General features: G+C 71.2%; 14 protein-coding genes and 1 tRNA gene. 13 read left to right on the forward strand and 2 right to left on the reverse strand.

All coding sequences use genetic code 11. The annotated features are described in order from the left end of the window. Positions 1-33: 33 nt before the first annotated feature. From H286_RS0102950 to H286_RS14760, 3 genes are all read left to right on the forward strand, one after another. A complete protein-coding gene (locus H286_RS0102950) occupies positions 34-1,290 on the forward strand; it encodes a histidine--tRNA ligase (RefSeq protein ID WP_020097052.1) in 1,257 nt (418 codons plus the stop codon). A 31-nt stretch (positions 1,291-1,321) separates the two neighbouring features. Continuing rightward, on the forward strand, positions 1,322-1,774 hold the full coding sequence (locus H286_RS0102955; RefSeq protein WP_020097053.1) for a YdeI/OmpD-associated family protein: 453 nt from the start codon (positions 1,322-1,324) through the stop codon (positions 1,772-1,774). Between the two features lie 61 nt (positions 1,775-1,835). Beyond that, the gene (locus H286_RS14760) at positions 1,836-2,714 is read left to right on the forward strand and encodes an SGNH/GDSL hydrolase family protein (RefSeq protein ID WP_331271194.1); all 879 of its coding nucleotides are present in this window, start codon (positions 1,836-1,838) and stop codon (positions 2,712-2,714) included. Here the strand turns inward: H286_RS14760 and H286_RS0102965 are convergent. Further along, positions 2,620-3,915: an amino acid permease gene (locus H286_RS0102965; RefSeq protein ID WP_020097055.1), complete on the reverse strand. Its 1,296-nt coding sequence runs from the start codon at positions 3,913-3,915 to the stop codon at positions 2,620-2,622. The genes H286_RS14760 and H286_RS0102965 overlap by 95 nt on opposite strands. A gap of 32 nt (positions 3,916-3,947) precedes the next feature. Here H286_RS0102965 and H286_RS0102970 point away from each other — a divergent pair, with 32 nt between their 5' ends. The 9 genes from H286_RS0102970 to H286_RS0103010 all read left to right on the forward strand — a co-directional run bounded on the left by H286_RS0102970 (position 3,948) and on the right by H286_RS0103010 (position 11,332). Then, positions 3,948-4,304 (forward strand): GntR family transcriptional regulator, encoded by a 357-nt coding sequence (locus tag H286_RS0102970; protein WP_018188347.1) that lies wholly within the window; start codon positions 3,948-3,950, stop codon positions 4,302-4,304. Further along, positions 4,294-5,301, forward strand: a complete 1,008-nt coding sequence (locus tag H286_RS0102975) for a DUF1648 domain-containing protein (protein ID WP_020097056.1) — start codon at positions 4,294-4,296, stop codon at positions 5,299-5,301. Before H286_RS0102970 ends, H286_RS0102975 begins: the two co-directional genes overlap by 11 nt. A gap of 8 nt (positions 5,302-5,309) precedes the next feature. Next, positions 5,310-5,990: an O-methyltransferase gene (locus H286_RS0102980; RefSeq protein ID WP_020097057.1), complete on the forward strand. Its 681-nt coding sequence runs from the start codon at positions 5,310-5,312 to the stop codon at positions 5,988-5,990. A gap of 94 nt (positions 5,991-6,084) precedes the next feature. Then, a complete protein-coding gene (eno, locus tag H286_RS0102985) occupies positions 6,085-7,365 on the forward strand; it encodes a phosphopyruvate hydratase (protein ID WP_018188344.1) in 1,281 nt (426 codons plus the stop codon). Positions 7,366-7,407: 42 nt separating this feature from the next. Next, a complete protein-coding gene (locus H286_RS0102990; protein ID WP_231370874.1) occupies positions 7,408-7,911 on the forward strand; it encodes an FtsB family cell division protein in 504 nt (167 codons plus the stop codon). A gap of 87 nt (positions 7,912-7,998) precedes the next feature. Beyond that, on the forward strand, positions 7,999-8,469 hold the full coding sequence (locus tag H286_RS0102995) for a DUF501 domain-containing protein (protein ID WP_051090660.1): 471 nt from the start codon (positions 7,999-8,001) through the stop codon (positions 8,467-8,469). Further along, positions 8,466-9,755, forward strand: a complete 1,290-nt coding sequence (locus H286_RS0103000; RefSeq protein WP_020097060.1) for a S8 family serine peptidase — start codon at positions 8,466-8,468, stop codon at positions 9,753-9,755. The genes H286_RS0102995 and H286_RS0103000 overlap by 4 nt, the downstream gene beginning before the upstream one ends. 32 nt (positions 9,756-9,787) lie before the next feature. Beyond that, positions 9,788-11,179, forward strand: coding sequence for an NAD(P)/FAD-dependent oxidoreductase (locus H286_RS0103005; protein WP_018188340.1), 1,392 nt, complete (start codon positions 9,788-9,790; stop codon positions 11,177-11,179). Between the two features lie 80 nt (positions 11,180-11,259). Next, positions 11,260-11,332, forward strand: a tRNA-Leu gene (locus H286_RS0103010). A 5-nt stretch (positions 11,333-11,337) separates the two neighbouring features. Here the strand turns inward: H286_RS0103010 and H286_RS0103015 are convergent. Continuing rightward, positions 11,338-12,150, reverse strand: a complete 813-nt coding sequence (locus tag H286_RS0103015; RefSeq protein ID WP_020097061.1) for a hypothetical protein — start codon at positions 12,148-12,150, stop codon at positions 11,338-11,340. Between the two features lie 112 nt (positions 12,151-12,262). On the opposite strand from H286_RS0103015, the gene H286_RS0103020 reads away from it, so the two are divergent. After that, positions 12,263-12,829, forward strand: coding sequence for a LemA family protein (locus H286_RS0103020; RefSeq protein WP_020097062.1), 567 nt, complete (start codon positions 12,263-12,265; stop codon positions 12,827-12,829). The last annotated feature ends 53 nt before the right edge of the window (positions 12,830-12,882 follow it).

The raw sequence follows: 12,882 nt of genomic DNA on the forward strand, positions 1-12,882 counted from the left end.
GGACCCGTGCCCTCCGTGAACCCGCCGCGCGGTATGCGCGACTTCCTCCCCGCCGACAAGGCCCGCCGCGAGCGCGTCCTGGCCGTCATCCGTGACCGCTACCGCGCCCACGGGTTCGACGAGATCGAGACGCCCGTCGTCGAGGACTACGAGCGTCTGCACGCGGGGATCGGCGGCGACAACGAGAAGCTCGCGTTCAACGTCCTCCGCCGCGGTCTCGACGCCGACGCGATCCGGGATGCCGCGGGCGACCCGGCGGCGCTGTCCGACCTCGGTCTGCGCTACGACCTGACCGTGCCGCTCGCGCGCTTCTACGCGACCAACCGGGCTCAGCTCCCGTCGGTGTTCCGCGCGATCCAGATCGCGCCCGTCTGGCGTGCGGAGCGTCCCCAGAAGGGTCGCTACCGCCAGTTCGTGCAGTGCGACATCGACATCATCGGCGACGCGACGCCGCGCGCCGAGGTGGAGCTCCTCACCGCGAGCCTGGACGTCCTCGATGCGCTCGGCCTCGAGGGCGGCACGATCCGGATCAACGACCGCCGCGCGCTCGACGCGATGCTTGCGGTCTTCGGTTTCGCCGACGCCGACCGCGCGGGTGTCCTCATCACGATCGACAAGCTCGACAAAGTCGGTGCCGAGGGCGTCGTCGCCGAGCTCCGCGGCCGGGGCGCGGACGAGCCCGCCGTCGCCGCGCTGGAGGCGTTCCTGACCCGCCCGCAGACTCGCGAGTACCTCCCGTTCGGCGAGGCGCAGATCCGCAAGGCGCTGCCCGCCGGGGTCCCCGATGACGTGGTCGCGCACCTGGTCGGCATCGGCGAGGCCGTCGCCGCCGCCCGCGGCGAGACGGACGTGCCGTTGCGCTTCGACCCGTTCCTCGTGCGCGGCATGGGGTATTACACCGGCACGATCTACGAGCTCGCGCACCCGTCGGTGTCGTACTCGCTCGGCGGCGGTGGTCGCTACGACGGCATGATCGGACGCTTCCTCGGGCAGGACGTGCCCGCTGTCGGGTTCTCGATCGGCTTCGAGCGGATCGTCGATCTCGTGGGAGCGGCCGAGGATGCGGCATCCGCTGCCGTCGTCCTCATCGCCGATCGCGACGTCCCGCTCGTGGAACTGGCGACCCACAAGGCCTTCTTCGTCTCGCAGGGTGCCCGCGTGCGCCTCGAGCAGCGCACGAAGAACCTCAAGGGTCTGCTGGAGCGCTCCGCGGCCGACGGCTACACGTCGTTCGCGACCGTATCGGCCGGCGCCGAATCGTCGGCGCTCGAGACGCGCCCCCTCGGGTGACACGGCGGGTCCGCGCTGCTAGCGTGCGGCCATGACCCTCCACGTCCGCACGGTGTTGCCGAAGAACGGGCCCGCGACCGCGATCGAACTGACCGACGAGCAGGTCGAGGACCTCGGCGGCGGCAAGCGCGCCGCGGTCGTCGTCACGATCGGGGGGCGACGTGCACGCCTGCGGCTGAGCGTCATGGGCGGGCGAAACCTCATCGGCATGTCGAAGGCCGCGCGCGCGGAGCTCGGCGTCGAGATCGGCGACGAGGTCGATGCGCAGATCGACCTCGACGGCGAGGATCGTGCCGTCGAGGTCCCGGAAGACCTGGAACGCGCTCTGGATGCCGAGCCGCAGGTCCGCGCCGCCTTCGACGCCCTGGCGCCGTCGCGCCGGAAGGAGATGGTGCGCTCCGTCGTCGAGGCGAAGAAGGCGGAGACCCGCGAGAAGCGGATCGCCGGCGCCATCGACACGCTGCGCTCACCGGGAAGCGCCTGACGTCCCCGACTCGTCACCGGGACGTCGTGCGACGTTCACCGTCGGGGTGTGTGCTCAGCGGGTGCCACGATCGACGCGGGTTCCGGCCCGACTCACCCTGATCGCCTCCGCCGGAGGGGTCGCCGGCGCACTGCTGCTGGGCGCCCGTGCCGGCTTGGCGCGGCAAGCCGCGATCGCCCGGCGGCGCATCGGCAAGCCGCTCGGCGACGCTCCGCCCGAGGCCGACCGCGTGTGGCGGCCGGGCCTGGGCGGTGAGCCGGTCGACCTCCTGCTCCTCGGCGACTCCATCGCTGCCGGGCTCGGGGCCCAGCACCGCAAGGAGACGCTCGGCGGCCGACTCGCGAAGGGCCTCGCCGGCGAGCTCGACCGTCCCGTCCGACTGCGGACGGCCGCCGTGGTCGGCGCCGAATCGGCCGACCTCGCCGGGCAGCTCGCCTCGCTCCCCAAGGACTACCGCGCCGACGTCGCCGTGATCGTCGTGGGCGGCAACGACGTCACGCACCGCGTGCCGGTGCCGGTGGCGACCGGACACCTCGCCGATGCCGTCCGCCGCCTCCGGAGGACGGGCGCGGCGGTGGTCGTGGGAACCTGCCCCGACCTCGGCGCGCTCCGTGCCGTGCCGCAGCCGCTGCGGACGATCGGGTCGCGCGCGTCGCAGCAGCTCGCTGCGGCGCAGGCAGACCGTGCCCGCGCGGAGGGGGCGGGGGTCGTGTCCCTGCGACGGGCCGTTGGACCCTTCTTCCGCATCGACCCCGACGGCATGTTCAGCCTGGATCGCTTCCACCCGAGCGCCCTCGGATATCGCCGGACGGCGGAGGCGCTCGTCCCGGTCGTGAGGGACGCCCTCAGGCAGCCCGGCGTCGAAGGCGCAGCATCCGATATCCCAGTCCCACCACTAGCACGGCGATCCCGACGGGGACAGACGGCCATGGCAGGGTGACCACGAGCGCGACGCATCCGGCCCCGCCCAGGACCTGCAGGATGCGCGGGTAGCGCCGCGCTCCGCCCCGCTGTCGGAAGGCCGCGATGTTCGCGACGAGGTAATACGTCAGGACGCCGAACGACGAGAAGCCGATCGCCCCTCGGACGTCGCCGAGCAGGACGATGGCCACGACCACCGCGACGACGGCGATCTCGGCGTTCCGCGGCACGTGCCACCGCGGGTCGACCGCCGCGAGCAACCGCGGCAGGTCGCCCTCCCGGGCCATCGCGAACGAGGTCCGTCCGATCCCGGCGATGAGGGCGAGCAGGGCGCCGAGGGATGCCGCGGCCGCACCGACGCGGACGATCGGGGCGGCGGCATCCCACCCTGCGGCGCGGACGACGTCGACGAGGGGTGCGGTCGCGGCGGCGAGGCCGTCCGGGCCGAGGACGCGGAGGGCGGCGACGCCGATCACGGCGTACACGACCAGTGCGCCGCAGAAGGCGAGGACGATCGCCCGCGGGATCGTCCTCGCGGGGTCCCTGACCTCCTCGCCGAGGGTCGCGATGCGGGCGTACCCCGCGAAGGCGAAGAACAGGAGCCCGGCCGCCTGGAGGATGCCGAGCGGCCCCGAGACGAACCACCCCTGGCCGAACCACCCCGACGCCGTCGCCGCCGTCTGCGCAGGCGGCGAGGCGAACCCGGCGACGGCGGTGACGCCGAGCACCAGCAGAACGATGGTCACGAGGATGCGTGCCACCTGAGCGGTGCGGGTGATGCCGAAGAGGTTCACCGCGCCGAGGGCGAGGGCCGCCCCCGCGGCGACGGGGCGTTCCCACCCGGCGGGAGCGACATAGGCGGCGAACGTCAGGGCCATCGCCGCGCAGCTGGCGGTCTTCCCGATCACGAAGCCCCACCCGGCGATGAAGCCCCACCAGGGTCCGAGTTCCGCGCGCCCGTGTGCGTAGACGCCGCCGGATGTCGGATGCACCGCCGCGAGCTGCGCCGTCGAGGTGGCGTTGCCGAAGGCGACGAGTGCGGCGATCCCGAGCCCGACGAGGAGTCCCGTCCCGGCCGCCTGCGCCGCAGGGACGAACGCGGCGAAGACCCCGGCGCCGATCATCGCGCCGAGACCGATGACCACGGCGTCCGCGAGCCCGAGACGACGAGCGAGGGCGGGGGAGGACACGGCGTGAGCGTACCGAACCGAGGAGAACATCTTGATAGTTATAGTTGCGCTATAATTAGTGCATGTTGATCCGTGTCGACCCCCAGAGCTCGGTGCCGCTGTTCGCGCAGATCGCCGATGCCCTCCGCGCCGACATCACCGCCGGCCGGTTGAGTGACGGCGAGCGGCTCCCGGCCGCACGCGAAGTGGCCGACGCGCTCCGGGTGAACCTCCACACCGTGCTTCACGCCTACCAGGATCTCCGCGACGAAGGGCTCGTCGACCTCCGCCGCGGCAGGGGCGCCGTCGTGACCCCTGCCGGTGCGGCCCTCGCCGGCCTCGGGGCGGAGATCACCGCTCTGGTCGACCGCGCACGATCCCTCGGCGTGTCGCCCGACACCCTGTCCGCCCTCGTCAAGGAGGCTGCTCGTGACCACTGACCGCCCGACCGTCGTCCGCCGCCGGTTCACCCTCGTCGCTCTCGTGATCCCGGTCGTCGTCGTCGTCGCCTCGATCGCCGTGCAACTCGTCCTGCTGCCGCAGGTCCCGCCGACCATCGCCACCCACTGGGGGTGGACCGGGCGGGCCAACGGCTTCTCGCCGTCCTGGCTGATGCCCCTCGTCACCGCTCTCATCGGAGGCGCGATCCCTGTGGCGGTCTTCGCCCTGGGCGTCGGTGGTCTCCGTCGGGGCGATCACGGTTCCTCGTACCGGCTGCTCGGCGCCGTGGCGGTCTTCATCGCGGTGCTCGTGGCGGGGCTGGGGGCGGCGACCCTCGGCATCCAGACGGGACGAGCGGATGCCGCCGCGGTGCTGCCCCCGCTCCTGCTGCCCGGCGTCATGATCGCCGCGCTCGCCGCCGGCGCCGTGGGATGGGCGATCCAACCCCACGCACCGTGGCGCCCCACCCCGGGCGGCACCTCCGCCGAGGTGGACGTCCGACCGGGGGAGCGGGTGGTCTGGCTGCAGGGCGTCTCGCTGGCCCGCGCGGGAGTCGTCGTGCTCTCGGTCGTCACCGTCATCGGGGTCGCCGCGGCGGTGCCGGTCGTGCTCCTGGCGGACCCCGCGGCGTCGTGGATCTCGCTCGGCGTCGTCATCGTGCTCGCGGTCCTGTTCGCCGTGACGCTCCGCTACCACGTGCGCGTCGACCCCGAAGGTCTCACCGCGGTGTCGGCCGCCGGATGGCCCCGCGTCCATGTCCCGATCGACAACGTCATGTCGGCCGAGGTCGTCCAGGTGTCGCCCATGGGCGAGTTCGGCGGGTGGGGCATCCGCCGGTCGGCGCAGGGCCGCGGCGTCGTCCTCCGAAGGGGTGAGGGCGTCCGCGTGCACCGCCGCGACGGGCAGACGCTCACGGTCACCGTCGACGACGCGGCCACCGCCGCGGGGCTGCTGAACGCCTACGCCGCATTGACGGCCGGGCGGCGGGGCGATTGAGTGGCGGCATGGCGCATCCCTCTCCCCACGACCCCACCGCCGAGCGGTGGAACGACGTCGACGCGTACCTGACGGGCACCCTGGTCGCCCCCGACGAGGCGCTGTCCGCCTCGATCGCGTCCCTGGCCGACGAGGGGATGCCGGAGATCGAGGTGGCGCCCCTCACAGGGAAGCTCCTGCACCTGCTGGCGCGGATCGCCGGTGCCCGGCGCGTCCTCGAGGTCGGAACCCTCGGCGCGTACTCCACGATCTGGCTCGCCCGCGCTCTGCCCGCGGGTGGGCGCGTCGTGACGATCGAGGCCGAACCGCACAACGCGGAGGTCGCGCGCCGCAACCTGGCTCGCGCCGGTGTCGCCGACCGGGTCGAGGTGCGTGAAGGGCGCGGTGCGGACGTCCTCCCGACCCTCGCCGGCGATGAGCCCTTCGACCTCGTCTTCATCGATGCCGACAAGGAATCCAACGCGCTGTACCTCGACTGGGCCGCGCGGCTCGGTCGCCCAGGGACGGTGGTCGTCGTCGACAACGTCGTGCGTTCCGGTCATGTCGTCGAGACGGATGCCGGGGCTCAGGTCGACGGCGTCCGGGCGGGGCTCGAGATGCTCCGCGACGATCCGCGGTTCGAGGCGACGGCGCTCCAGACCCTCGACCGCAAGGGCTGGGACGGCGTGGCCATCGCGCTCCTCGTGTGACGCGCGGTCCTGTGCGGCATCCCTCGCCTCACTAGACTCGATGACGGACCGACGACGCTCCCGTTCCATCCTCCACAAGCAAGGAGAAACCCCCGTGGCATTGATCGAGGCAGTAGGCGCACGCGAGATCCTGGATTCGCGCGGCAACCCGACCGTCGAGGTGGAGGTTCTGCTCGACGACGGCATCGTCCAGCGCGCAGCCGTCCCCTCCGGCGCGTCCACCGGCGCCTTCGAGGCGTACGAACTCCGCGATGGCGACAAGAGCCGCTACGGCGGCAAGGGCGTCCTCAAGGCCGTGAACGCCGTCATCGACGAGCTGGGACCCGCCATCGAGGGCGTCGAGGCCAGCGAGCAGCGCATCGTCGACGAGATCCTCATCGCGACCGACGGCACCGAGAACAAGTCGCGCACCGGTGCGAACGCCATCCTCGGCGTCTCGCTCGCCGTGGCCAAGGCCGCCGCCGACAGCGCCGACCTCCCGCTCTACCGGTACCTCGGCGGACCCAACGCGCGCGTCCTGCCCGTGCCGCTGTTCAACGTCATCAACGGCGGCGAGCACGCCGACAACGGCATCGACATGCAGGAGTTCTTCCTCGCCCCCATCGGCGCCGAGAGCTTCTCCGAGTCGCTCCGCTGGGGCGCCGAGGTGTACCAGGTCCTGAAGAAGGAACTGCAGGCCGCCGGCTACGCCACGGGCCTGGGCGACGAGGGCGGCTTCGCACCCGATCTCCCCAGCAACCGCGAGGGCCTCGACTTCCTCGTCAAGGCGATCGAGAAGGCCGGCTTCACCCCCGGGCGAGAGATCGCCCTCGGCCTCGACGTCGCCGCCACCGAGTTCTTCAACGACGGTGTCTACCGCCTCGAGAACAAGGACTGGTCCGCTGAGCAGCTCGTCGACTACTACGCCGACCTCGTCGACTCGTTCCCGATCGTCACGATCGAGGACGCGCTGGCCGAGGACGACTGGGACAACTGGACCGCTCTCACCGAGCGCCTCGGCAAGAAGGTGCAGCTCGTCGGCGACGACCTGTTCGTCACCAACCCGCAGCGTCTGTCCGACGGCATCAAGCGGGGAGCGGCCAACTCGCTCCTCGTCAAGGTGAACCAGATCGGCACGCTCAGCGAGACGCTCGACGCAATCGATGTCGCGCACCGCGCCGGCTACACCACGATGCTCTCGCACCGCTCCGGCGAGACCGAGGACACCACCATCGCCGATCTCGCCGTCGCGGTGAACTCGGGTCAGATCAAGTCGGGCGCGCCCGCTCGGAGCGAGCGCGTCGCGAAGTACAATCAGCTTCTGCGCATCGAGGAAGACCTGGGCGAGGCAGCGGAGTTCATCGGCGCCGCCGCATTCCCGCGCTTCACCGCCTGACCCGCGAGCGCACTGCACCGACATCCACGAGAAGGGGGAGCCATGGACACGCCATCGGCTCCCCCTTCCCGTGTCTCCCGCGGTCGGCGCGCCCGCGACGCGGGCTCCACGACGCGTCGCGTGGACGTCCGGGACTGGGTCGGCGGCATCCGGATGTCGGGGTTCATGGGGATCATGCTCGGCCTCGTCGTGCTGGCGGCCTTCGTGCTCGTGCCGACGATCGGCACCTACGTCGATCAGCGGCAGCAGATCGCCGCGCTCACGCACGACGTGAAGGCGACGCAGGACGAGATCGCGCAGCTGAAGACGGAACGCGAACGCTGGCGTGACGAGGCGTACATCGTCGCGCAGGCGCGAGAGCGGCTGTACTACCGGCGCCCCGGCGAGGTCGTCTACCTCGTCGCGGACGATCTGCCCTCGAACACGATCCAGCCCGAGCAGCGCCCCGTCAGCGGGAGTGTGCAGGAGACCCGGCACGACTGGATGACCCAGTTCCTGCGGTCGGTGACCGAGGCGGGCATGGCCAAGACCGTCGCCCCGGGCTGACGCCCAGCCCCCGCGCGCGACGCCGGGTACCCTTGAGCGGTGCCCCATCCGACGCTCATGCCCGCCTCCGCTGCCGACCACGACACCATGCGTGAACAGCTCGGCCGGCCCATGCGCGGTGTCATCGGCATCGCGGCGCGCTGCGTCTGCGGCAACCCGACGGTGGTGGCCACCGAGCCGCGGCTCCCCGACGGCACGCCGTTCCCCACCTTCTACTACCTCACCCACCCGGGGGCGACGGCGGCCATGTCGGCGCTGGAGGCCACGCAGGTCATGCGCGAGCTCAACGACGACCTCGCCGCGGACGAAGATCTCGCAGCCGCGTACATGGCCGCGCACGTCGCGTACCTCGCCGATCGGGAGGTCCACGGCTCGGTCGAGGAGATCTCCGGTGTGTCGGCGGGAGGCATGCCCACCCGCGTCAAGTGCCTCCACGCCCTCGCGGCCCATTCGCTCGCCGCCGGGCCCGGGGTCAACCCGATCGGCGACCTCGCCCTCGCCCGCGGCACCTGGTCGCCCGAGCGCTGCACCTGCGCGACGCCGAGGACGACCGGATGAGGGGAGCCCGCGCCGCCCTCGCCGCCGCGGTCGTAGGGGTGTCCATCCTCCTGACCGCCGCCGCGCCCGCACCGACGCCGTCCCCGTCGCCCGCCCCGATAGACCCGGTGCGGAACATGGAGTATTGGCTGAAGGAGTACGGCATCGCCGACGCCTGGAAGACGACCAAGGGCGCCGGGACGACGATCGCCGTCATCGACACCGGCATCGGACGAGGCCCGAAGGAACTCGACGGTGCCGTCGTCGGCGGGGCCGACTTCTCAGGCGTGGGCACGGCCGACGGTCGCACCCCCGTCGGTGACGAGGACCGCAACCACGGCAGCTGGGTCGCGTCCCTGGCGGCCGGTCGCGGCACCGCTCCCGACAAGGGGATGACGGGGGTCGCGCCGGAAGCCGACCTCCTGTCGCTGTCCATCGGCTTCGGAGACAACGCGAGCGTGCCCTTCGTCGATCAGGTCGCCGAAGCGATCCGCTGGGCGGTCGACCATGGCGCAGACGTGATCAACCTCTCCTTCACCACGAACACCCTCGACTGGGATCGCGCGTGGGATGACGCCTTCCTCTATGCGTTCGATCACGACGTGGTCGTGGTGGTCGCCGCGGGCAATCGCGAGAGCGGCACCGAGGAGGTCGGCGCCCCGGCGACGATCCCGGGCGTCCTCACCGTCGGCGGTGTCGATCGCGAGGGTCGCGCCAGCAACACGGCATCCACTCAGGGCATCACGATCGGCATCTCCGCCCCCAGCGAGGAACTGCTGGGAGTCTCCGCCAACGGCGACCTCGTCATCTGGGACGGGACGAGCGGCGCCGCTCCGATCGTGGCAGGTGTCGCCGCGCTGGTCCGCTCGGCCCACCCCGAGCTGAGCGCGGGCAACGTCATCAACAGGCTCATCAAGACGGCGACCCCCTCCGACCGGGTGAAGAAGGTACCCAGTGCGCTGTACGGATACGGTCTCATCAACGCCGCCAAAGCGGTGACGGCGTCCGTCCCCCCGGTCTCGGCGAACCCCGCGGACGACCTGCGCGACTGGATCCGCCTGTACCGTCGCGCCGAGTCCTCTCCCGCGCCGAGCGCCACGCCGACGCCGTACGAGGTCGCGCCGCTTCCCGCAGCCGAGCCCCCGAGCGGTGCCGTGTCCCCCTTGCTGCCGAGCAGTGACACGCTGCGCTACGGTACGGTGCCGCTCGTCGTTCTCAGCCTGGGGACTATACTGGTCGTGCTCGGGGTCACCGCTGCTGCCCGGCGCATCCGATCGGCGCGCACCCCGCGACCGCCGAGCCGTTGAATCAAGGAGTTCTTCCGACTGTGACTACCACTGTGCCCAAGATTCTGGTCGTCGGAGGCGGCTACGCCGGTTTCTACACGGCGTGGAAGCTCGAGAAGCACCTCCGCAAGGGTGAGGCCGAGGTCACGATCGTCGACCCGCTTCCGTACATGACCTACCAGCCGTTCCTCCCCGAGGTCGCGGCCGGCGAGATCGAAGCCCGCCATGTGGTGGTCGGCCTCCGTCGTCACCTGAAGCGCACGCGCGTCGTGACGGCGAAGATCACCGGCATCGACCACGCGAGCAAGACCGCCACGGTCACCCCCGAGGACGGCGAGCCCTGGCAGGAGCAGTACGACCAGATCGTCGTCACCGCCGGCGCCGTCTCCCGCACCTTCCCGATCCCCGGCATCGCCGAGAACGCCATCGGGCTGAAGACCGTCGAAGAGGCCGTCGCGATCCGCGACCGCATCCTCACCAACTTCGACCGCGCCGCGAACCTCCCGGCCGGCCCCGAGCGGGACCGCCTGCTCACGGTCGTCGTCGTCGGCGGCGGATTCGCGGGCATCGAGGTGTTCGCCGAGACGCGCGCCTTCGCCAGTGCGCTGCTGAAGAACTACCCGAACATCACGTTCGAGGAGACCCACTTCCACCTCATCGAGGCCATGGGCCGCATCATGCCCGAGGTGTCGCTCAAGACGAGCGAGTGGGTCCTGAAGGACCTCGCCAAGCGCGGCGCGAACGTGCACCTCGACACCCAGGTGAAGGGCGCCGTCGACGGCAACGTCGAGCTCTCCACCGGCCAGGTCATCCCGACCGACGTCATCATCTGGACCGCTGGCGTCATGGCGAACCCGACCGTCGTCCGCGGCAGCGACCTCCCCGTCGAGGAGCGCGGCCGCATCAACACGCGGGCCGACCTCCGCGTCGGAACGCCCGAGGCCTTCGTCGAGGGCGCCTGGGCGGCCGGCGACGTCGCTGCGGTGCCCGACCTGAGCGGTGGCGGTGTGGGGGGCTTCTGCGTCCCGAACGCACAGCACGCCGTCCGCCAGGGCAAGCTGCTCGCGAAGAACGTCGTCGCCGTGCTGCGGGGCGAGGAGCCCAAGGAGTACTTCCACAAGAACCTGGGCGCCGTCGCCGGCCTCGGTCTCTACAACGGCGTGTTCCAGTCCGGCAAGATCGCCGTCAAGGGCTTCTTCGCCTGGATCGCGCACCGCGGCTACCACGGCCTGGCCATGCCCACCTTCGAGCGCAAGTTCCGCGTCGTCGGCGACTGGTGGCAGAACTTCTGGCTCGGCCGCGACAACGTCTCGCTCGAGACGCTGCAGAACCCGCGCGAGGTCTTCGAGCGGTTCGCGTCGCGTCCGCGCCCGGCGGCTCCCGAGACACCCCCGATCGACCCGAAGTCGGTCGCCGCGGAGAAGACCGGCACGGTCGCCAGCTGATCGCCCCCTTCGAACGACCCCCGTCCGGCGCCTGCCGGCCGGGGGTCGCTCTCGTTGCGGCCGGGATACCCTGGCCACGGGCCCCCATAGCCCAATGGCAGAGGCAGGCGACTTAAAATCGCTTCAGTCTGGGTTCGAGTCCCAGTGGGGGTACGGTCTCATCCCGCCAGGATGCTGGGGGGATCGGAATCCCGCCAGCGTTCGATCGTTTGGGTCGTCCAGAACACGGCGAAGGCGCCGAGCGCGATCGCTTCGCCGATGAGCACTCCGACGGTCTGGGGATGCCGGATCGCGGCGATGATCGTCAGGACGAGCGCCGCCACCATGACGACCGCGACGGCCGTGTACACCCGCCGGTAGACGGATGCGGGGCGCTCTCCGCCGCCGAACACGGTGACGAGCGGAACGGCGGCGAACATCGCGAAGAAGCAGACGGTCGCGACGAGGTGCAGGTTGACGCCCCCGGCGAAGGGAAAGCCCCGGGAGAGTCCGGGCGTGAACGTGAGGACGCCCAGCGAGGCCGCGGTGACCACCGCGATGCTCCCGACGATCACGACCCGCCGCCGTGCGATCCCACCCCGGGCGGCGAGCACGATCCCCAGGACGACGGCGGCCGCGACCATCACGATGTAGACGCCCACGCCGTTGCGGACGGTCGGCAGGACGTCGTCGGGCACGAACGCCCTCTCGCGATAGCCGGTCGGGACGATGGCGATGAGCGGGGCGAAGACGGCGGCGACGTCAAGCAGGATCGACTCCGCATCGCGTCCCGACAGTGCCAGCAGCGCGACGGCCGCAGCGGTGAGGCCGCCGACGAACACGCCTCGGGCGGGGGAGTAGAAGTAGGCGCTGATCGAGGGGAGCGGCACCCAACCGTCCTGCGCCATCTGGAAGAGGACGGATGCCGCGATGGCCACCACGATCCCGACGAGGGCGAGGCGGAGGGAGCGATGCGTCTGCAGACCCGTCACACCTGCGACCCTACAAGCCGCATCCCGTGTGCAACGCCTGGGAACAGACGCTCGCGGTCCGCACAGGAGACGTCCCCGTCGTTAGGATGATGAGGCTATCGATCGGAGATTCATGGAATACCTCATCCCGGTCCTCGTCGTCGTCGCCCTCCTCGTCATCGTCGGCGTCTACCTGTGGGCCACCTACAACTCCCTCGTCGCCCTGGCTGTGAGGGTGGATGAGGCGTGGAGCGACATCACGGTGCAGCTCAAGCGCCGTGCGGACCTGCTGCCCAACCTCATCGAGACGGTCAAGGGCTACGCCGCTCACGAGAAGGCGGTCTTCGAGAACGTGACGCAGGCGCGTGCCGAGACGCTCACGGCGTCCACGCCCGCGGACGCGGGTGTGGCCGAGGGCCACATGCAGCAGGCGCTCAAGTCGCTGTTCGCCGTCGCGGAGGCCTATCCGCAGCTGCAGGCGAGCCAGAACTTCCTCCAGCTCCAGCAGGCGATCGTCGACACCGAGGACAAGATTCAGGCGTCGCGCCGCTTCTACAACGGCGGCGTCCGCGAACTGAACACGAAGATCAAGGTGTTCCCCAACAACCTCTTCGCCCGCCGGCTCGGTTTCGGTGAGCGGGAGTTCTTCGAGGTCGTCGACGGTGCGGCGATCGCCGAGCCGCCGAGGATCCAGTTCTGACTGCGACGCCGGGCGGAGGCGCGCCGTCCCGCATGGCCGGGCGTCCTAGGATG

Origin of the sequence: Microbacterium sp. 11MF, assembly GCF_000383475.1 — a bacterium.
In the GTDB taxonomy this organism is placed as follows: domain Bacteria; phylum Actinomycetota; class Actinomycetes; order Actinomycetales; family Microbacteriaceae; genus Microbacterium; species Microbacterium aquilitoris.